The following is a 19,512-nucleotide window of genomic DNA, read 5'->3' as shown; positions in this document are numbered from 1 at the left end:
GGTTTTTTACAAAATTTTGTCAATATTAAATTTATATGTAATTTTATTTAACATTTAAAAACTTTACATTATGAAAAAACTATTATTAGCAAGTGCTTTTGCACTTTTCGGAGCAATGAATGCACAGTCTGCAGGAAACTTTAAAGTAGGTGCTCATATTGGGTTACCTACTGGTGATGCAAATACAATTTTTAATTTCTACGCTGGTGCAGATGTAGCCTACATGTTTCCAGTATCTGCAAATGTTAACCTGGGCATAACTTCTGGTTACTCTGCTTTTTTTGGTAAAAATATTGGGGGTTTTAATATTCCTACTCTTAGTTTAATACCACTTGCGGGCACTGTAGAATACAAGTTTTCACCTCAATTTAGTTTAGGTGCAGATTTAGGATACGGCTTTCAGTTTGGGTATGGAACCAGTGATGGAGGATTTTATTACCAACCAAAAGCCGCTTATCATTTTGGCCTAAGCGAAATTAATTTAGGCTATATGGGAGTAACCAAAAGTGGTTCTACTTTTGGCGCTGTAACATTGGGTTACGCTTATTCGTTCGGGAAATAATAATCGTCAAGATTATCTTAAAAAAATCCTTTTCTCAGTTTTGAGTTAAGGATTTTATTTTGCTTTATTTCACTAATTATTACTTTTATATTATGGATTTTGATTAAATAATTAATAATATTAGTGATAATAATCAAATTAAATATGTAATTATTACTTAAATAAAAAATTATTGTCAATATTAAAAAATCAATAGAATGTCATTAAATGTATGATTTATATCATAAAAGTAAAAAATATTACTAAATTATATTATTTAATAATGAATAATTTTTAATCAATAATTTTTTATTATTTTTAGTTTTTATCTATTTTTTTGTTTTTTTTCACTATTATTTATGACTATATTCGCCATATAAATTATAAACACCTTAATAATGAAAAATTTTTATACCTCGTTATCGATGCTAATTTTATTTTCTAGTCTTACAGTTTCAGCCCAGGTAGGAATAAATAATTCAAATCCGCAGGCAACTTTAGACATAAATGGAAATGTGATTGTGCGCACTGTTGTTGCTACTGCTACCGCAGCAAATTATGATTTTTTAGTGCTGAACCCCACAAGTAAAGTGGTGGAAAAGTTTACTGGATTGCTGACTGGAAGTTCTTCGAATACAACCATAGCAAAGGCGGAAACTACAAGCGGAATTTCTCTTTTGACTATAGGTTTTGGGGGATATAATCAAATAGATTTTGCACCGGCAGACATTACCATCAATTCCGGATCTAATTTTAGTGCTACTACTGATGCATATACGGTACCTTCTACAGGGATATATGCTATATATTATGAATTTCGATATGGCAGTGGTTTGCAAGCATCTCTTCTAGGTGGTTCTCCAAGTATTGGTATTTTTAAAACAGTTGGTGCTACCACTTCATTGTTGGATCAACGATTATTTAGTGGTATAACTATTCCACTTGTACTAAGTTTGACAATAAGCCAAAGCTCAATTACCAGTGTTTACAATTTAACAAAAAATGATGTTATCTATTTTGGGTTAAATCAAGGTGGTATTGCACTTGGTCTTTTAGGAAGCAGTTTTGCCTCAGTAAACATTAGAAAGATTTCAGATTAAAATTTACATGATCAAAAATAAAAATCCTGAGCGAATAGCTCAGGATTTTTTTAGATCTATTATTGAAGATTTATTTACCAAATAAATTCCCACCAGCGCCGCCCATGTTAGGCATTCCTTTACTCATCATCTGCATCATTTGTTTGCCTTGTGGGCCTTGCATCATTTTCATCATTTTACCCATCTGCTCGAATTGTTTCATCAATGCATTTACATCTTCAATTTTTCTTCCGGCACCTTTTGCAATTCTTTGTTTTCTTGTCGTGTTAATTAGCGACGGCGTTCTGCGCTCATCTGGCGTCATACTGTGAATAATGGCCTCAATATGTTTAAAAGCATCATCATTAATATCCACATCTTTAATGGCTTTTCCCACGCCTGGAAGCATGCCCATCAAATCTTTCATATTTCCCATTTTTTTGATCTGGTTGATTTGTTTTAAGAAATCATCAAAACCAAATTCATTTTTCGCGATTTTTTTATGAAGTTTTTTCGCTTCTTCTTCATCAAATTGTTCCTGAGCGCGCTCTACCAAAGAGACAACATCACCCATTCCCAAAATTCTATCTGCCATTCTTTCGGGGTAGAAAACATCCAAAGCTTCCATTTTCTCACCCGTAGAAATAAATTTTATCGGTTTTTCTACCACTGAACGAATCGTCAGAGCAGCACCACCACGCGTATCACCATCTAATTTCGTTAAAACAACGCCGTCAAAATTTAAAATTTCGTTAAAGGTTTTGGCGGTATTCACGGCATCTTGTCCCGTCATGGAATCCACAACGAAAAGCGTTTCCGTCGGTTTGATGGTTTGATGAACGTTTTTAATTTCATTCATCATCACTTCATCAATCGCCAAACGACCTGCAGTATCGACAATTACAACATCGTGCTTATTTTCTTTCGCAAAAGCAATTGCATTTTCGGCAATCGAGGTGGGGTTTTTATTATCTTCTTCCGTGTAAACCGTGATTCCAACCTGGCTTCCTAAAACTTTTAATTGCTCAATCGCCGCCGGACGGTAAACATCACAAGCTACCAATAAAGGGTTTTTTGCTTTTTTCTGTTTTAAATAATTGGCGAGTTTTCCAGAGAACGTTGTTTTACCAGAACCTTGTAATCCGGCAATTAAAATGACACTTGGTTTACCGGAAAGATTAATACCTTCCTGAGAACCGCCCATTAAATCAACTAATTCATCATGAACAATTTTAGTCATCAATTGTCCCGGGCTTAAACTCGTTAAAACGTTTTCTCCAAGCGCTTTATCCTGAACTCTTTTGGTCAGATCTTTTGCCACTTTATAATTCACATCGGCATCAACCAAAGCACGACGTATTTCTTTTACCGTTTCTGCAACGTTAATTTCTGTGATCTTGCCGCGACCTTTTATATTATGAAGCGCTTTATCTAATTTATCCTGTAAACTGTTGAACATAATTTTTATTTAATGAATTGCAAAAATAAGCAATTAGCAAGACAAAAAAAAACACAACCATAAGTTGTATTTTAATGAAAAATTTAATTTTCTTAGACGCTTAATGATTCTACAATTTTCGCATTGAAGGCATCCAGATCGTGTGGATTTCTACTCGTAATCAAATTACCATCTTTCACCACTTGTTCATCAACCCAATGTGCGCCGGCATTTTCTAAATCTTTTCTAATGGAAGGGTAGGAAGTTATTTTTTTTCCTTTTACAACTTCTGCATTAATGAGAGTTTGTGGACCGTGGCAAATTGAAGCCACTAATTTATTCTCAGCGAAAAATTCTTTTACAAATTTAACGGCACTTTCATTATTTCTTAAAGCATCAGGATTAATCACACCTCCGGGTAAAATTAAAGCATCGTAATCAGCAATATTGGCTTCATCTACTGTTTTATCTACTTTTATTTCTTTATCCCATTTGTGATCCGTCATTCCTTTAATACTTCCTGATTTTAAAGATATGATTTCTACTGTTGCGCCTTCTTCTCTTAATTTATTTAATGGACTATCCAGTTCAGATTGTTCAAAACCATCTGCAGATAAAATCGCGATCTTTTTATTTTTTAAATTACTCATAATGTTATTTTAATCTTTCTATGCAGGTTTTAAGCCATAAAATATGAGATAGAACATTTTAACAAAATTTTATAATATTAATTTATTAATTGAAATTTGAATATTTTTTTATGCTAAAATATAACCCACTACAAATACATACATTGAGATTATCTATTAGGTCTTAAAGTTTAATAATTTATTTCGATTACTTTTGAGTTACTAAATAATTCAAAGTATGAACCAAAACTATTTTTATTTCTACGTGTTGCTTTTGCGATTTATTTGATGTTCTTCGGATTGGATCATTTTTTTAATTATATTTCTTTTCCAGAAATGGCACCCGCAGCCAACGAATATTTCCAAAATTTACTTTCCACAAAAGCAATGTATTTGGTTGGCGTGGTAGAAGTTGCAGCAGGTCTTGCTTTTTTGTTTGATAGATTTGGCGCTTTGAGGGCTTTAATTTTAATGAGTATTTCTGTGAAAGCGGTTTTATTTCACTTTTTTCTGGATCCGTCCAAAATTTATGGCGCCCTTCTTTTGTTGATTTTAAATATTGTTTTTATTTATCAGTACCGAAGTAAATACTCAGGTTTGCTTCAGGCGAAATAATTTAGAAATTTTTTGTTGAGGTACATTTAATTTGATCTAAAATTTTGAAACAAACGATTTTCAGATAATTTAAAGTGCAAAATTTTTGCAGATTTAAAACCTAAAATTATTTGAGTTTCCATTTTGCAGGCTTGAGTAGTTTAATCTTTAAATTAACACATTGTTAAATAAGAATTAGTCCATTGTCAATAAAATCTTACCAATATGTTCGCTGCTTTCCATGAGTTTGTGCGCTTCGGCGGCTTCAGCGAGAGGAAAGGTTTTGTAAATAATTGGTTTTATTGTCTTGGATTCAAACATGGGCCAGACATTTTTTGCGACGTCTTTTGCGATCTGGGTTTTTAATTCGTCGGTTTGTGGTTTTAAAAAACTTCCGGTTAAAATAAGATTTTTAGCCATAATTGTACGAAGATTTATTTTGACATCAACGCCCTGCATTCCGTTGATGTAAACCAAGCGGCCTTTTTTATTGAGGATTTCGAGATTTTTTTGGGTATAATCTCCGCCGACCATATCTAAAATGACATCTATTTTTTCGTCTTTCCAAACGTCTTCGAAATTTTTATTTGTATAATTAATGGCTTTTACAGGAATCATTTTATGAAGGAAATCAATTTTTTCTTCATTTCCGGCTGTGGTGAAAACTTCGCAACCCCATGCTTTTGCCATTTGCAAGCCCATTGTTCCGATGCCGCTTGTACCGCCGTGAATTAATAATTTTTCTCCCGGCTGAAGTTTCCCCAAATGAAAAACATCAAACCAAACGGTAAAAACGGTTTCGGGAATTGCGGCTGCGTCGGATAAACTAATCCCTTCAGGAATTGGAAGACAATGTGAACTTTCTACCGCGACATATTCCGCATAACCGCCACCTGGAAGTAAAGCGCAGACCTTATCGCCGGTATTTTTGTCTGTTACATTTTCGCCGAGTTCTGTTATTTCGCCGGAAACTTCTAAACCGGGAATTAAAGTTTCTGGAGAATTTTTGCCGTAAGTATTGGTGTTTTGCCGCGTAATAACATCGCTGCGATTGACACCTGCGGCTTTTACTTTAATTAAAACCTGGTTTTTTTCGGGTTTTGGTTTTGGGGTTTCCTGTAATTTTAAAACTTCCGGTCCGCCGGATTTTGTGATGTGGATTGCTTTCATTTATATATTTTCTCTTAAATCTGAATTATTTTTCTGGATCTTAAATATTTGATTCTAAAAAGTTACGTTTTATATTTTATTTAAAATGATTTAAAAATAAATTTGGTGACAGCACTACATATTAAACTTGAAAAAAGCTAAAAACCAACTTCTAGCCCCGATGGAAACGGCATCCTTTTTTGGCGCGAGCGAAGCGAGCGCCAAAAAAGATAGAGTGAACAGCGGGTGAAGTCTTCGGAAAAAGCAAAACCGTGTTGCTCCTAAATTTCTTTATTATTTCCGTAATTTTGTGCCATGAACGGCAATTTAAATCAAGATACCATTTGTGCTTTGGCTACTGCAAACGGAATAGGGGCGCTGGGAATAATCCGGCTTTCCGGGAAAGATGCGGTGGAAATTGCGCAGAAATGTTTTAAAGGAAGTGATCTATTGACGGCGAAATCGCATTCGGTTCATTATGGATTTGTGGTTGAAAAGATTCAAGAGTCAAGATTCAAGATTCAAGATTCAATACAAGAGAGCCAAGAGTCAAGATTCAAGATTCAAGATTTAATACAAGAGAGCCATGAATCAAGAATCAAGAATCAAGAATCAAGAATCAAGAATCAAGATTCAAAATCTGACAACCAACAACCGACAACTGACAACCAAGAGTTGATAGATGAAGTGATGGTTTCCGTTTTTCTAGCGCCGAAGACATTTACGACAGAAAATGTGGTAGAAATTTCTTTCCACGGATCGCCACATATTGCAAAAAAAATACTGGAAGTTTTAGTAAAAAATGGCGCGCGACTCGCAAAAGCCGGAGAGTTTACGATGCGCGCTTTTATGAACGGCAGAATAGATCTGGCGCAAGCGGAATCCATCGCCGACTTGATAGCGTCTGAAAATGAAGCGGCACGGAAAGTGGCTTTAAACCAATTAAAAGGTGGTATTTCTAAAGAGATCTCTTTGTTGCGCGGCGAACTTCTGAATTTTGTGTCTTTTGTAGAACTTGAACTCGATTTCGGGGAAGAAGATGTGGAGTTTGCAGACCGCACGGCGCTGAATCTTTTGCTGGATAAAATTGAGAAAAAACTAAATTCTTTAATCGAAAGTTTTCGCTTTGGAAATGCCGTGAAAAATGGAGTAGAAGTTGCCATTATCGGGAAACCCAATGCGGGGAAATCAACCTTACTAAATTCTTTACTGAAAGAGGAGCGGGCAATCGTTAGCGCAATTGCGGGTACTACGCGCGACACAATTGAAGAAGTACTACACATAAAAGGCAATGCTTTTCGGTTTATTGACACGGCGGGTTTGAGGGAAACTACCGATGAAATTGAACGAATTGGTGTGCAAAAAGCGAAAGAAAAAATAGCCTCCGCAAAAATTCTTCTTTATCTCTATGATGAGTTTGATTCGACACCGCAGGAAGTGGTTAATTTTATAAAAGAGTTTGGGCGTAAGGATTTAGAAATCATTTTGCTGCATAATAAAATAGATTTAGCGGGTGGCTATTTTGAGAATCGTTTTGACGAGGAAATTAAACAATCTCTTTCCCCGGATGTGAAGAATAAGATCATTGGAATCTCTGCACGAGAGGTGGAAAGTGTGGAAGCAATAAAAGTGCAACTGGCGCAATATATTGAAGATCTTAAAGAATCTGAGTCTAATGTGGTGGTGACCAATCAGCGGCATTTTGAAGCCTTAAAAAATTCCTTGTTCGCCATTGATGCGGTAAAAGAGGCGATAAAATCTAAAATTTCTACGGAACTTCTGGCATACGAATTACGAAATGCTTTGGAAAATCTTGGTGAGATTTCTGGCGAATTTACGAATGATGAAGTTTTGGGAAATATTTTTTCAAAGTTCTGTATCGGGAAATAACCAAGAACTAATCTTGATTTTTATATTCCAGAACAAAAGTAAACCGTGTTTCTACTGCGTTCGAAGTAAAAGAAAGGGTGGCTCCATGAGCCTTCGATATTTGATCAGCAATGTACAGTCCCAAACCCAGACCGTTTTTACTCGGACGTTTGCCTTCCCGTTTGAAAGGCGTAAATAGAATTGCACGCAGCGATTCGGGAATAGGTTGCCCATCATTAGAAACAGACAATTCCAGTTTGTTAGATTTGTTACTTGCCGTAAAATAAACCGGAGATTGTGGATTACCATGCGTTAAAGCGTTTGCCAATAGATTCGACGCGAGTTGTGCAATTCGGTCCGCATCACAATTTACATGTTCCTCCAGAGAAAAGTCAACAGCAATCTGTCGGTCTGGGAATAAAACTTTAAGTTCTTCTACCACTTGATCAAGTACGGGTTTTAGTTCCACATCACGCGCTGAGATCACAATTCCTTCGCCCATTCGCGTGCGAGCAAAATCCATCACATTACCGATAAGCTCATTCATGCGGTGGCTACTCCGCTTTAAAATTCCAACCAGATTTTTTTGCTTATCATCTTTAATTGAACGCTCTAAAAAATCTACCGTCATACTTATCGCACCGAGAGGATTTCGCAGGTCGTGTCCCAAAACGGCAATCAGTTGTTCTCTTAAAAGTACATTTTCTCGTTCGGCTTCAAGATCTTTTTCTGCGATGCCTTTAGCATATTGTAAATTCTGTTCATATTGAACCCGGTCAGAAGCTTCTAAAAGCGTATAGTAAATAAATTTTGATTCCGATACGTTTGGAGCAGATTCTTTCGCATTGACAAATATCTTGATTCTTTTACCCGATGCCCCGCTCAGTTCGATTAGAATCTCATCAAAGAAACCCTGCATTTTTAGAAGGGGTGAAAGATGGGTTTCAAAGTAGATTTTACTTCCGATCGAGAGTAGGTCTGAAAACTTCTTGCCTTTTATTTCGTCAGGTGATATTCCTAGCCAGTCTGATACGCGCCTATTACCGCGAATAATTCTATTCTTTTCATCAGCGATTAGGAAACCGGAATATGATTCTTCAAAAAACTGATTTGCTTCCTGCTGTTGGATATCATTATTTTGGTTCGGAATGGAGATCATGATAGAAATGCTTTCATTGCTGCAATGGTTTCCTCCGGTGCGCTGAGATTGGGGCAATGTCCGGTTGCTTCCATCAATACCAATTGACTGTCCTTAATTTTTTCATGCATATAAATGCCCACCTCTTCTGGGGCGATCACATCCTCCGAACACTGTAAAATCAGGGTAGGAATGCTAACTTTAGGAAGAAGATCTCTCTTATCCGAAAAAAAAGTTGTTCGTGCAAACTCTTTTGTAATATCGGGATTGCTGCGACAAAAACTGTTTGACAATTCTTCTGCAAGTTCTCCTCGTTCCGGATTTGCCATAATCACAGGTGCCATGGATATTGACCACCCTAAATGATTATTATCTAAAGAATCCATCAATTCTGTAATCTGCTCCCGCGTAAATCCGCCCACATAATCACCATCGTTGATGTAAGAGGCCGATGGGCTCACCATAATTAATGATTTAAAAAGATTGGGCGCTTGTAATGAGGCAATCATTCCGATAATGGAACCGACTGAATGACCTACAAAAATAACATCTTTCAGTTCCATTTCTTCGCAAATCTCAACAATATCCGCAGCATATCCTTCCAGTTGAGAATACTTTTTCGAAGAGTAAGCCGATAGATCAGAATTCCCGGCGCCCACGTGATCGAATAAAACAACTTTATAATTTTCTTCGAATGCAGGAGTTATAAAACGCCACATGTTTTGATCGCATCCAAATCCATGCGCAAATAGCATAACTCGCTTTCCAATCCCCTTAATGCTTACATTATTACGTTGAATCGCATTCATAATTAATAATACAGAAAATTAAATGTAAAGACTGCAAGATAAAGAATAAATATATAATTAATGATCATTCGTTTGTAAATGCTGAATCTTGTAAATAAATAATTCGTTACTTTTTGTTTGGAAAATTGCTGCTTCTAATATGTTAATATTTTCTTTTTTCGCGTTCTAATTTTTAAATTTCCAAGGATTCTATTTTCAAAATAATTTAAGAAATTCTTACTCATTTTGGGGTTTTTAACTCAAAATAAAAAATCCTGTTATTTTCTTTGGTTTTTATTTTCTAAATTAGTTGCTTAATTATAAACAGCGATTTTATGAACGATTATAATTAATGTAACCTCTTAAACTTTAAACATTAAATCTTATGAAAGCCAAACAATTACTCGTTATTCCCTTGTTATTTATTTCCAATTCGTTTTTTACGCAAAGTACTGCACCTCAATTAGATAAAATTAAGCAGACCGATCTAAAAAGTAATTTATATGAATTGGCGGGTGATGCCTTCCGTGGAAGAAGAGCAGGAGAAATTGATGAAATGCGGGCGGCAGTTTGGACCGCACAAAAAGCACGAGAAGCTGGACTAAAACCTGCCGGCGAAGACGGTACTTTTTTCCAGTTTTTTAATATGAAACGCAGCCGAACGGCCGATAGAAGTACGGTTCTTTTAAATGGTAAGGCACTTGATCTTTGGAAAGAGATTTGGCCAACTAATCAAGTAGAGGCTTCTGTAGAAGGCGCCGTTGTTTGGTTAGACAAAATGCCGGACAGCAATGCCGATCTCAAAGGTAAGATTGTAGCGATGAAAATTATGCCACCTACACCGATGATTCAAGATTGGGTGAGTCTCTGGCAGTTTCGCTACACGGCTTCTGCAATGAATCAGCAAGGTAAAGAACTTCTTAAACATGGCGTTTCTGCTATCATTTTCATTGCTGATGATAAAGTAGAATCACTCATCTCTTTTACCGGATTTCATTTCGAAGATGGATATTATGGGATCGCAGGCCGTGAAGCAACTACCAAAGATACAGTGCCTGTTATATTGGCAAGTAAAAATTTAGCGGATACATTTTCTAAACCAGGGGCTTATTTAAAAACGGATTTAAAGCTTGATAATTTTGACTATCCTTCTGTGAATGTCGTGGCAAAAATAGACGGAACCGACGCTAAGCTGAAAAAAGAATATGTTTTATTTAGTGGTCATATTGACCATGATGGCGTAGGTCCTGCTGTAAACGGCGATACAATCTGGAATGGTGCAGACGATAATGGAAGTGTTGTTGTTGCAATGCTTGCCATTGGAAGAGCTTGGAGCAAACAACCTGCGAAACGTTCGGCATTATTCGTTTTTCATGGTTCTGAAGAAAGAGGCTTATTAGGTTCGCGCTATTTTGTTAGCCATCCAACGGTTGCATTGTCTTCTATTGCAGCGGTTTTAAATGGAGATATGATTGGGCGAAATGCGCCAGATTCTGCGGGACTTTTAGCAATTACTGATCACCGCAATTCTGATGATTTGGTAGCCATCACTTTGGCCGCCAATAAAAGCATCGCCAACTTCAAAATTGATACTTCTTGGGATGCAACCAGTCATCCAGAGAACTGGTATTTCCGAAGCGATCACCTTCCTTATGCGCAAGCCAATGTACCTGTTATGTTTTTCACAACCTTATTGCATGCTGATTACCATACGCCTTTTGATAGCCCGGATAAAATTGATTATGTGAAATTGACCAAGATGACGAAGTGGATGTATGAAACTGGCTGGAGAGTTGCTGAAAGTGCTACCCGCCCTGCAATCAGTGTGCCAGCGAAAAAATAAGAAAATTACAATTGACAGCTTTAATTTCTTTTGATACGCTTTAAAAAAGGGAAGGAGCGCCGCAGATTTCAAATGAAATCTGCGGCGCTCCTTCAAAAAATATAATATTATTTCATCAGTTTAAAGTGGGTTCTAAATTTTGATAAAAACACCCCTATTTGAGACTGAATTCTTTTATTTTTTATTGCAAAAAAAATCCTTAACACTTAGTATTTAAAATATGAAAAATATATTAACGCTTTTCGTGGCGCTGTTTACCCTTTCTTTATGCACAGCCCAACAAAAGAAGGGTCCTGAAATTACTGGTTTGGACCCTTCTATAAAACCGGGTGATAACTTTTTTATGTATGTCAATAAGAAATGGTACGATTCTACACCTATACCGGCAAGTCAATCAGGAGTTGGTGCCTATATGTTTATGAATTATCCCCAAAGAATGCGTTTGCAGGGAATATTAGACAGTGTGTCGCAAAGCAAACACCCAATGGGCAGCATTGAGCAAAAGGTAGGCGATTTTTATGCCTCTGGAATGGATATGAAAACCATTGATAAAATTGGCTATGAACCAATTAAACCTGTTCTTTCCCTTATTGACGCCATTATTGACGTGCCTTCTTTGATGAAATATGTAGCGGATGAAACTAAAGTGGGTAATGGTTCTATCATGGCCTTTGGCGTGGGGCCTGATGACAAAAACAGCAGCCTGAATATTGCACACGCGTACCAAACTGGAATCAGTTTGCCTGATAGAGATTATTATTTCAAATCAGATGCGTCAACTTTGGCAATACAAAATGCCTACAAATCATATATTGCTACTTTATTTCAACTAACAGGCAGTGGTGCAGAAGCGGGCAAAAAAACTGCGGATTTAGTATACGATATTGATAAGCAAATTGCCGCGTCACATAAAACAAAAGTTGAGCTTCGGGATGTGCATGCCAATTATAATATGAGAGCTGTGGCAGATCTGGATAAAAAAGAACCCAACATCGGTTGGAAATCATTTCTTAATACTTTGGGTGCTCAAACAGACTCTATAGATGTTGGACAGCCAGCCTATTATGAGGAACTTAATACACTTTTGAAGACTATTCCCATCCAAAACTGGAAACTTTATTTAAAAGCAAAAACAATAGAAAGCTATGCCAATAAATTGAGTCAACCTTTTGTGGACGCCGATTTTAATTTTAACAAAGTGATTTCTGGTCAGGCAGTACAAAAAACACGTGGTGAGATTATGGCAAGCGCTGTTGACAGTTATTTAGGTGAAGCATTGGGACAATTGTATGTCAAAAAATATTTTCCGGAGTCTGCGAAGAAAAGAATGTTGGTTTTGGTGAATAATGTGCAAAAGGCTTATGCGGCAAGGATAGATAAACTGGAATGGATGAGTGACAGCACAAAAGTAAAAGCGAAAGAAAAACTTTTTGCCATTACAAAGAAAATAGGATATCCCGATAAATGGAAAGATTACAGCAAAGTGAATGTTTCGAGAGATACCTATTTTGCAAACATAATTTCTGCGTCTTCGGCCGCTTATCAAAATGAAATAGCAAAATTAGGCAAGCCAGTTGACAAGTCGGCATGGTTTACTACGCCATCTACGGTTACAGCTTACAATAACCCTTCTGCGAACGAAATTGTTTTCCCCGCGGGCATCTTACAATCACCTTATTTTGATAATGAGGCCGATGATGCGTTAAACTATGGAGGTATTGGGATGGTGATAGGCCATGAGATAACCCATACTTTTGACGATCAAGGTGCACAATATGACAAAGAAGGTAACGTAAAAAACTGGTGGACCAAAGACGATTTTAAAAAATTTAAAGCAAGAGTACAGCAAGTTATTGATTTGTACAGCACTTTCAAGGTTTTAGACGGGGTGCCAGTGAATGGCGCTATGACGATAGGGGAGAATACAGCTGATATCGCTGGAATTGCGGTGGCTTATGATGCTTTTAAAATGACCAAAGAAGGTCAGGATTCTACAAAGATCGATGGATTAACGCCGGATCAGAGATTTTATATCTCTGTTGCTAAAATATGGCGGGTAAAAATGAAGGATGAATACCTGCGCTTGTGGATTAATAACAATCCGCATTCACCGCCGTTTTGGCGTGTAAATGGACCGTTAATGAATAGCACGCCTTTTTACGAGGCCTTTGACGTAAAAGCAGATGAAAAAATGTATGTACCCTTAAAAGACCGGATCATTATTTGGTAAATAGACACAGCTTGAATTAAGCGGTCGTTTTAATTAATTAAAACGACCGTTTTTTTTTTTCGCGTCTATAATCCCAGGGCGGCATTGCAGCAGCATCTTGCCATAAACCGATTTTTTGTGATTGTGCCTGCTTCTGTAGTTTACCTAAACTTTTGTCATTTGAATACTTGTAATACCACCAGCCAAAACCCGCTTTTATAATTTCTGCGGAAAGGTATTTTTGGTTGTAATAAATTTTAGCGATCGTTCTGCCATAGCGGTCAGTATCGGTGGTAATAAAATTAATTTGTTTTCCAAATACCTGCTCGGACGTAAATTGTTTGGCGTTTTTACCAAAAGCCTGACTCTTTTCCGGACAATCCACCTCTGCTAACCGAAGTGTTTTTTGAATATTTCCGGCTAGTAAAACCACAACCGTATCGCCGTCTTTAATGCGAATTACTTTAGCAGAAACCTGTGCGCCTACTTCAACGCTTACTAACAGGAATAAAATATAAATGTATTTCATGCTGCTAATTTATAACATGTAGCGGCTTTAAAAATGCGCACTGTTAAAATAGCGGACGGCACCAGTAAAAGACAAAGGGTGTGGTTAAATTATAAACATGAATTCTTTTTTTAAAGAGAATTAGTAAAATAAATAAAATACGGCCTCTACTAGCGCTGCGTTTTTAAAGGAAGAATCCAAACTCATTTTTTTTAGCCTATTGATGTACCGTCTATCATTAGTATTTTATTTTGTAATCGTTTTTTGCTTTAAAGTTCTTCCGCTATTAGTAATTTTGCCAGCTGAAAAATCACTGCGCACATAAGACTAAAAGGTCGCTGCGAAGATTAATACTACTATGAAGAAACATAAGGCTGCCCGCTTTTTAATGACATCAACTGTTTTACTGGTTCAGGTCATATTTCTGTTGATGATTGTGCGGGAGCAATACGAAGCCAATAATTACGTGATGCTATTTTCTGTAGCTTTTGTCACAGTAATCCTGATTTTAGGTTATAAATATTTGGATTTACACCATGAAGAATACGTTTACGAAAACATATCCGTGGTGATTTGGGTTCCCATAGGCGCTGTGATATGTTATCTTTTAAATACGTCCACAGATTTAGGTAGTGTCATATCTGTTGGCATCGTTGGTATTACCGCTTCTGTTTTACCTACCATTGATAGGAGATCAGATTATCTGAGCAAGTTACCCGCTGCATTATACTGTGGCGGATTTATTGGGATGTCGAGCCACGCTATTGTACCCTCGATTGGTTTTGTAATGGTGACGGGGATTTTAGCGGGTTTATTTTTTATGTTGTCAAAAAATATTTTTGTTGGCATCGGTGGGAAATTTGGCAGCATTGCGTTTGGTAGTTTGGTGATTGTCTCCCTTATTAATTGGTTACTATGAGTACTTTAATATTTCTTATTGCCTTTGCAATTTTTGGTACAACGCTTACTTTTTACGTGAGTGAAACGTATAAAATAGGGCCGATTCGATCATCGGCTCTACTCTCAACGCTGGTTGCTTTGTTTTTTTACTTCTTTCCGGAAATACTTAATCCCTATCTCACAAAAAATATTCCTGTTGTATTTTTGGGTGCTTCCTTTATCGGGATGGTGTCCCCGAAAGCGTTTGGCAGTTATTTCCGCTTGGCGCTCGCAGGTATCCTTTTTACCATCATTTACAGTTACAAAAGCCACTTCTTTGAAGGTTTTGGCGGCGCCCTGGGCGCTTTATCTTTTATTTCGTTGTTGACTGCGATCAGCGTTTCAAATTTAAGTACAAAAAACTACAAGCTGAAAAAGATTATCGTCCGGGGCCGAAAAAAGATTTTAAATTTCTTTGTTTAAATAAGAGTGGTGCGCTTTTATAGTATTGTGACAAATTAGTTAGTCTTCCACATGCCAAGCTGCAGGAATAAAGTTTTAAACCCTTTGCCGTCCTTTTATTTCTTTAAATAATTGATAATTCCAATTACATCATTTTTGCCATACCCACTATCGTTCGCAGATTGGTAGGTTTCTGCCAAAACTTTTGCCAAAGGACTATTGGCACCAGCTTCCACCGCGAGTAGGATGTCTTTTAGCATCAAGTCTAAAGCAAACGCCGGTGAAAAATCATCATTAATTAGAAGCGGCGTTTTTGCTTTTGTTGCACCGCTGCCACTTGCACTTTCGTTGATAATTTCCAGCATATCTTGGCGCTCAATACCCAAATGAGTAGAGAGCAGCATGGTTTCTGCTAAACCTTGAAAGAGTGCGGCTATAAAATAATTGACCGATAACTTTGCGGCAATACCTTTTCCATTACCGCCCAAATGTTTTATTTGTTTACCCATTTTGTCTAGAAACGGGGTAGCTCTGGTCACATCTTGGGTTGCGCCGCCCGCCAATATAATCAAAGTACCGTCGGCTGCGGGTTTTGTGCTGCCCGATACAGGTGCATCAATGAAATGGCCCCCTTTACCTCTGATTTTTTGAGCCGTTTCATTACTTAGATGCGGTGAAATGGTACTCATGTCAACAAACAATTTACCTTCAATGTCATGTTTCAGTATTTCTCCATACACCTCTTTTACACTGTCATCATTCGTAAGCATGGTAAAAATAACCCCGCTGTTTTTTAATAATTCTGCAATAGTTTTGCAAACGATAGACTTCTCTGTGAAATCGGCTGCTTTTTCAGAAGTTCTGTTATAGACTGAAAGCTGATGACCTGCTTTTTCTAAGTTTTTTGCCATCGGGTGGCCCATATTTCCTAAGCCGATAAAGCCAACTTTTTCTTGATCCATTTTTGTCATTTATTTAATTAAATCTTTCCTGTAAAACAGGCAATTTTGCTGCAAATATAAATAATAGTTTTATTTCTAAGATCAGATTTTAGCCTCATAGACAAATGGTATACTTTAGGAAAGTGGATATGCAAATAAAATTTCCAGTTGCAGTTAAGCGACATTTTTATAAATTTTGTTTTGATTGTTAAATTCTTCTATTGTTTTGTAATTTAATGTGCTGTGTCTTCTTTTCTTGTTGTATCAAATTTCAATATATTCAAAAATTTCCAGTTCCATTTGCTCTTTTGTGATGAGTTTATTGCCGTAAATCAATTCTGTCTTTAAGGACTTGAAAAAACTCTCTGCCACAGAATTATCCCAGCAATTTCCTTTCCTCAACATACTTTTCTGGTTACCCCATAAAACTCAATGGTATTGGCGAATTTCTTCCTTGCATATTGAACGCCTCTGTCGGAATGGAAAATTAATCTTTCACTAATTTTCCTGTTTTTTATAGCCATTTTCCAAGCGGATAAACTCGTTTCTTCCGCACTCATCACATCACTCAAACTCCAACCAATTATTTTTCGATCATACAAATCAATAACCGTTGTGAGATACAAAAACCCTTCCTTGGTTTGAATATACGTAATGTCCGATACCCAAAGTACTGCACGGTCACAATGATGGTAGCGAACTACTTGCAATTGTTGATACAAATGGAATTATAATAAGAAATAACATAAAAAGCATAGAAGAATATGTTGAAGATGCACAATTCTTCATTATTATAGTTGCAAATAATGGTATTCGTTCAGAAGATTGGGAATATGAATGGTTGATTGTGATTTTACAAATTGGTTGTTTTAAACAGATATGGCGAGTTTGTAATTCCACCAATGGACAAAAAAAATTTGGTACGAACCTGTACCGAAAATTTTTGTAGACGATGATGCGACCGTTTTATACAAATTGTAAGAATATTTCTTTAAAAATAATTTAATGACAGATATCATTTTTAGTAATGAATTATAAAGAAATTTTGTAAATATCTTTATTAGACTATTTATGATTGTAAAATGTAAAATTTCTGTTTTAAATTGATATTTTTTAGATTAAAAGTTACTTTACTATCACTTTTTTTATTAAATTACTTAAATGTAACATATAGTAAAATAATAAAACTTAAAGGCTTCTTGCGAAGCCTTTAAGTTTTATTATTTTACCACTTTTATATCAATGGCAGAAAACCCTTTGGGAGACTTTTCTACTTCAAAGGAAACCCTGTTGCCTTTCTTGATCTGTTCGGAGCAATTATTCTCATGAAAGAATATATTCTCCTTGCTTTTTTCTTCAGTTATAAAACCATAGCCCTTCTCGCTTAGAAAAGTGACAGTGCCTGTTTTTACAGTTTCCTCCGGTTCTATTTTCGCGGCGCCCAGCTGGATGGTATCCAGGTCAAAATCCACTTTCACGTTCTTGTCTGGTGGCGTACTTGTAAGTTGCCCATATGCGTCCACATACATGATCATGTCATCCAGAGATTTCCCTTTGTCATTACTTTCCTTGCGTCCCTCGCGGCGCATTTCTTTTTCTTTTTGCTTCTGAATTTTCTTCTTAATGCCTTCTTTTTTTGTGAAAGAATCCGCCATATATTTTATTTATTATTTTATTGGGTGATAAGGTACAAATTAGATCAATGCAATGCAATTATCTGGAAGAATACCGTTCTGTTTTTAAAATTCCGTCTACAAAGATAAGGTTTTTTTAAGTTGATATTATTTAGCTTCGTAAATATTATTAAACAGGAATGATCCTAATTTCTGTTTTTAATAGCCACATAGCCCGTCATGATCCGTCCGTCCGCAATGATGATCTGATACCAATAACTTCCGGTGGCCAGTTTTCTTTTCAGGTGCTCACCATTCCAGGAAAATGCTCCTTTCACGGTAGTATCTAAAACAGTCATCCCGTAGCGGTCCATTACCTTAATTTTAGTTTCCGGGTAATTTTCTATACCGTCAATTTTCCAGGTGTCATTCACTCCGTCACCATCTGGTGAGAATACATTCACGATCCTAAAAAGTGTAAAGTTCTCACTTGCCACAGCGCAAGGTTGCAGACCACTTCTTACATATGCCGTGTGATTACCCACAGCCACATTGTAAAAAGTATTTAAGGTTTGCCATCTGATACCATCTATTGAATATTCTAAATTTCCTTTTCCTTTTGCGATCAGCTGTACCGTAGAGTTTTCAATTAAAACTAACATTGTAATTACTTTGAGAAATATTTGGAAAGTTAGCCGCTAAGAGCGTGAAATTAAATTTCTTTGTGATCGGATCTGTGGAGGCTGGAGTACTAGTCGTAAAAACCACCGTTCCATTAGCATCAAGAAGTTTTAAAGTTAAAGTCTTTAATGTTGCAGCCACCCCGCCAGAATTTGGAGTAATGTATGAGCCAGATACATTTAAAGGTAACTTAGGACAAACTGCAAATAATGGATCAATGTTAACGGAACCTACAAAATTTTTATTAGAATGTAAAAAGCAAATATCGTCCACATAAGCGTAACCAAAATGGCCGCCTAAACCACAGCGCGAAGCCATAATTCTACAGTAAACTCCTCGTTATTTGGTATTGAAGAAATATTCAAAATTCCAGATTGCCAATTGGTAGTATATAAAGTTACATAGCCGCTACTTCCATCGGGTACTTTAGTAAAAATGCAGTTTTTCTCATCCCCTATAAGACAAAATTCATTGACCACTTTTCCACTTTTATCCATAATTCTGGCTTTAAAGAAGGCCTGATTGTCTGTATGGCTGTTATCATAAACGGACTGTAAAACTGCTTTATAATTAAATTGTAAGAAATTTTCGTTATTTGTTTTAAATCTTTTTCCCTGTACTATTGATCCATAAGTACCGGAATTGGGATAATTAATTTTTAAAGCATACTGATCAAACGCTTTGATATCTCCCATATACTGATCAAAAATATTTGCTGGTACAGATGTCGCCATTACACTGGTAGCAGTGGGATTATACTGCGGGATATAAGTATCAGCTTTATTTGAAATAGATTTACACTGTGTAGGACCCGGCGGATCACCAATATTGTAAAGAAAATTTTTAATATAATTGGCCCCGCCTACATTTTCAGTTTGCTCGAAACCGCCATTTGTGCACGTTTCTACAGCTGTTTGCACCGCTTTAAGCATGTTACTTTTTTCAAGCAAAACTTTCTGTAACCTTTCTTTCAGAAAAGCAGATTTTGCTTTACTGGTGGTCATAATTTTTCTGGAGGTATTTTCAAAAATACCGTTACGCAGATAATTTAATGTATCGGGACGTTGGTTCTGAGAATAAAAATTATGAATAGAGATAAATAGCAAAAGGAGATAGATTTTCTTCATTCAAATTAGATTTTAGTTGAAGAT

19 protein-coding genes and 1 pseudogene are annotated in these 19,512 nt (G+C 36.4%); 8 read left to right on the top strand and 12 right to left on the bottom strand.

The genetic code is table 11. The features are described 5' to 3' along the window. The first annotated feature begins 70 nt into the window (after positions 1-70). Both ACVBED_RS05440 and ACVBED_RS05435 read left to right on the top strand, forming a co-directional pair. On the top strand, positions 71-562 hold the full coding sequence (locus tag ACVBED_RS05440) for a hypothetical protein (RefSeq protein WP_447119172.1): 492 nt from the start codon (positions 71-73) through the stop codon (positions 560-562). A gap of 377 nt (positions 563-939) precedes the next feature. Beyond that, positions 940-1,641 (top strand): hypothetical protein, encoded by a 702-nt coding sequence (locus ACVBED_RS05435; RefSeq protein WP_447119170.1) that lies wholly within the window; start codon positions 940-942, stop codon positions 1,639-1,641. Between the two features lie 70 nt (positions 1,642-1,711). On the opposite strand, the gene ffh is transcribed toward ACVBED_RS05435, so the two are convergent. After that, positions 1,712-3,079 carry a signal recognition particle protein gene (ffh, locus tag ACVBED_RS05430; protein ID WP_447119168.1) on the bottom strand — a complete coding sequence of 456 codons (1,368 nt, stop codon included), beginning with the start codon at positions 3,077-3,079 and terminating at the stop codon, positions 1,712-1,714. A 92-nt stretch (positions 3,080-3,171) separates the two neighbouring features. Continuing rightward, entirely contained in the window at positions 3,172-3,708 is a 537-nt protein-coding gene (locus ACVBED_RS05425; RefSeq protein ID WP_447119166.1) for a type 1 glutamine amidotransferase domain-containing protein, read from the bottom strand. Between the two features lie 180 nt (positions 3,709-3,888). Between ACVBED_RS05425 and ACVBED_RS05420 the strand changes: the two genes are divergently transcribed. Beyond that, positions 3,889-4,302: a DoxX family membrane protein gene (locus tag ACVBED_RS05420; RefSeq protein ID WP_447119475.1), complete on the top strand. Its 414-nt coding sequence runs from the start codon at positions 3,889-3,891 to the stop codon at positions 4,300-4,302. Positions 4,303-4,476: 174 nt separating this feature from the next. On the opposite strand, the gene ACVBED_RS05415 is transcribed toward ACVBED_RS05420, so the two are convergent. Further along, on the bottom strand, positions 4,477-5,451 hold the full coding sequence (locus ACVBED_RS05415; RefSeq protein WP_447119164.1) for an NAD(P)H-quinone oxidoreductase: 975 nt from the start codon (positions 5,449-5,451) through the stop codon (positions 4,477-4,479). Between the two features lie 294 nt (positions 5,452-5,745). On the opposite strand from ACVBED_RS05415, the gene mnmE reads away from it, so the two are divergent. Beyond that, positions 5,746-7,320, top strand: coding sequence for a tRNA uridine-5-carboxymethylaminomethyl(34) synthesis GTPase MnmE (mnmE, locus tag ACVBED_RS05410; RefSeq protein WP_447119162.1), 1,575 nt, complete (start codon positions 5,746-5,748; stop codon positions 7,318-7,320). A 7-nt stretch (positions 7,321-7,327) separates the two neighbouring features. On the opposite strand, the gene ACVBED_RS05405 is transcribed toward mnmE, so the two are convergent. Then, positions 7,328-8,458, bottom strand: a complete 1,131-nt coding sequence (locus ACVBED_RS05405; RefSeq protein ID WP_473094628.1) for a PAS domain-containing sensor histidine kinase — start codon at positions 8,456-8,458, stop codon at positions 7,328-7,330. After that, complete coding sequence (locus tag ACVBED_RS05400) at positions 8,455-9,246, bottom strand: alpha/beta fold hydrolase (protein ID WP_447119160.1); 792 nt, start codon at positions 9,244-9,246, stop codon at positions 8,455-8,457. The genes ACVBED_RS05405 and ACVBED_RS05400 overlap by 4 nt, the downstream gene beginning before the upstream one ends. A 394-nt stretch (positions 9,247-9,640) precedes the next feature. On the opposite strand from ACVBED_RS05400, the gene ACVBED_RS05395 reads away from it, so the two are divergent. Together ACVBED_RS05395 and ACVBED_RS05390 are read left to right on the top strand one after the other, a co-directional pair. Then, positions 9,641-11,068 carry a M28 family peptidase gene (locus ACVBED_RS05395; RefSeq protein ID WP_473094627.1) on the top strand — a complete coding sequence of 476 codons (1,428 nt, stop codon included), beginning with the start codon at positions 9,641-9,643 and terminating at the stop codon, positions 11,066-11,068. A 220-nt stretch (positions 11,069-11,288) separates the two neighbouring features. Then, complete coding sequence (locus ACVBED_RS05390) at positions 11,289-13,298, top strand: M13 family metallopeptidase (protein WP_473094626.1); 2,010 nt, start codon at positions 11,289-11,291, stop codon at positions 13,296-13,298. 37 nt (positions 13,299-13,335) lie between these two features. Here the strand turns inward: ACVBED_RS05390 and ACVBED_RS05385 are convergent, their stop codons facing one another. After that, on the bottom strand, positions 13,336-13,806 hold the full coding sequence (locus tag ACVBED_RS05385) for a thermonuclease family protein (protein ID WP_473094625.1): 471 nt from the start codon (positions 13,804-13,806) through the stop codon (positions 13,336-13,338). 367 nt (positions 13,807-14,173) lie between these two features. On the opposite strand from ACVBED_RS05385, the gene ACVBED_RS05380 reads away from it, so the two are divergent. Together ACVBED_RS05380 and ACVBED_RS05375 are read left to right on the top strand one after the other, a co-directional pair. Then, on the top strand, positions 14,174-14,704 hold the full coding sequence (locus tag ACVBED_RS05380; protein WP_473094624.1) for a hypothetical protein: 531 nt from the start codon (positions 14,174-14,176) through the stop codon (positions 14,702-14,704). After that, on the top strand, positions 14,701-15,147 hold the full coding sequence (locus ACVBED_RS05375) for a hypothetical protein (protein WP_447119151.1): 447 nt from the start codon (positions 14,701-14,703) through the stop codon (positions 15,145-15,147). The genes ACVBED_RS05380 and ACVBED_RS05375 overlap by 4 nt, the downstream gene beginning before the upstream one ends. A 95-nt stretch (positions 15,148-15,242) precedes the next feature. Here the strand turns inward: ACVBED_RS05375 and ACVBED_RS05370 are convergent, their stop codons facing one another. The 6 genes and pseudogenes from ACVBED_RS05370 to ACVBED_RS05345 form a co-directional block, all read right to left on the bottom strand. Then, positions 15,243-16,088 (bottom strand): NAD(P)-dependent oxidoreductase, encoded by an 846-nt coding sequence (locus ACVBED_RS05370; RefSeq protein WP_473094623.1) that lies wholly within the window; start codon positions 16,086-16,088, stop codon positions 15,243-15,245. A 153-nt stretch (positions 16,089-16,241) separates the two neighbouring features. Further along, positions 16,242-16,735 (bottom strand): annotated as a pseudogene (locus ACVBED_RS05365) (IS3 family transposase); the annotation flags it as partial. 552 nt (positions 16,736-17,287) lie between these two features. Continuing rightward, positions 17,288-17,722 (bottom strand): cold shock domain-containing protein, encoded by a 435-nt coding sequence (locus tag ACVBED_RS05360; protein WP_473094622.1) that lies wholly within the window; start codon positions 17,720-17,722, stop codon positions 17,288-17,290. A gap of 164 nt (positions 17,723-17,886) precedes the next feature. Beyond that, entirely contained in the window at positions 17,887-18,342 is a 456-nt protein-coding gene (locus tag ACVBED_RS05355; protein WP_473094621.1) for a T9SS type B sorting domain-containing protein, read from the bottom strand. Beyond that, positions 18,326-18,679 carry a hypothetical protein gene (locus ACVBED_RS05350; protein ID WP_473094620.1) on the bottom strand — a complete coding sequence of 118 codons (354 nt, stop codon included), beginning with the start codon at positions 18,677-18,679 and terminating at the stop codon, positions 18,326-18,328. The genes ACVBED_RS05355 and ACVBED_RS05350 overlap by 17 nt, the downstream gene beginning before the upstream one ends. After that, positions 18,658-19,488, bottom strand: a complete 831-nt coding sequence (locus tag ACVBED_RS05345; RefSeq protein ID WP_447119138.1) for a hypothetical protein — start codon at positions 19,486-19,488, stop codon at positions 18,658-18,660. The genes ACVBED_RS05350 and ACVBED_RS05345 overlap by 22 nt, the downstream gene beginning before the upstream one ends. Between the last annotated feature and the right edge of the window lie 24 nt (positions 19,489-19,512).

This window comes from Halpernia sp. GG3 (assembly GCF_052976925.2).
The sequence above is the reverse complement of the archived record's forward strand: the minus strand, read 5'-3'. Positions and strand labels throughout refer to the sequence as shown.